1 protein-coding gene is annotated in these 1,243 nt (G+C 55.3%); it reads left to right on the top strand.

Annotated features, from left to right (window positions below; all coding sequences use genetic code 11):
- The coding region (locus MHX52_RS10295; RefSeq protein ID WP_239318095.1) for an IS110 family transposase at positions 1-1,119 on the top strand (1,119 nt) is incomplete at its 5' end.
- Positions 1,120-1,243: the final 124 nt, after the last annotated feature.

Raw genomic sequence — 1,243 nt, 5'->3', positions numbered from 1 at the left:
GTCTTCGACAAACCGTTGCCTCAACTCGAATCCGAACTAGCAGGCGTTTTTCACCAGCTTCAAAAGCTTGGCACCGTACTCGTAATCGTCGACCAACCCAACACCATCGGCGCACTACCGATTGCTGTAGCCCGGGACTGCGGTTGCGAAGTCGGATACCTGCCAGGTCTTGCGATGCGCAAAGCTGCAGATTTCTATCCGGGACGTGCAAAAACAGACAAACGCGACGCATTCATCATCGCCGACACCGCCCGCACAATGCCCCACACGCTACGTGCCGTCGACCGCAATGATGAGGTACTCTCCGCCCTAAAGATGCTGTCCGGCTTCGATGATGACATCGCCCGCGATTGCACTCGCACTGTCAATCGGCTTCGCAGTATCCTCACCCAGATCTATCCCAGCCTGGAACGAGTTTTTGCTGGTAGCACCCTGACTCGCACGCCGATCCTGGAATTATTGATCCATTACAAGGGACCGCAGGGGCTAAAAAGAGCCGGATACCAACGAGTGTTGAACTGGATGATCAAGCGCACACGTAAAGACCCCACCCCGCTGGTAGACGACATTTTTGCAGCGCTGAAAGCTCAAACAGTCACCGTGCCTGGAAGCGATGCCGCCGAGTTAGTAATTCCTCAACTGGCTGCAAACATCCAGGCCCTCAAAGAGCAACGAAACACCATTGCTGAGCAGGTTGAAGAGATGCTCGCTGATTTCCCTTTTTGTGAGGTCTTGATGAGTATGCCCGGAGTCGGCATCAAGACCGCAGCGCAGATCCTTCTTGCGATCGGTGATGGCTCCGACTTCGCTAGTGCTGGCCACTTAGCTGCTTATGCTGGAATAGCACCCGTGACTAGACGATCCGGTTCGTCGATCAGAGGTGAGTTCCCGGCACGGTCAGGCAATAAACGACTGAAAAACGCCTTGTTCTACTCCGCATTCGCGGTTATCCGCAGCCACGAACCGTCACGGCGGTATTACGAACGCAAACGTGCTGAAGGAAAACGCCACAACGCAGCAGTCATCTGCCTGGCACGACGCCGATGCAATGTCATCTACGCGATGCTGAAAAACAAGGAGTTCTTCCGCGAAATCCCGCCACGCCCCGTCGCCGCATAAAGCCCCAAAGACGAAGCCGACCAGCACACGCTGGCCGGCTCCTAGGCACGCCTAAGAAACTACTCCCAAGACTGTGCTCGTCAACATCGGTCTGGCACTTGACAAAAACATAGGGACACCCCCC

The sequence above is a fragment of the Corynebacterium sp. ACRQJ genome, assembly GCF_022346045.1.
GTDB lineage: Bacteria > Actinomycetota > Actinomycetes > Mycobacteriales > Mycobacteriaceae > Corynebacterium > Corynebacterium evansiae.
The sequence above is the reverse complement of the archived record's forward strand: the minus strand, read 5'-3'. Positions and strand labels throughout refer to the sequence as shown.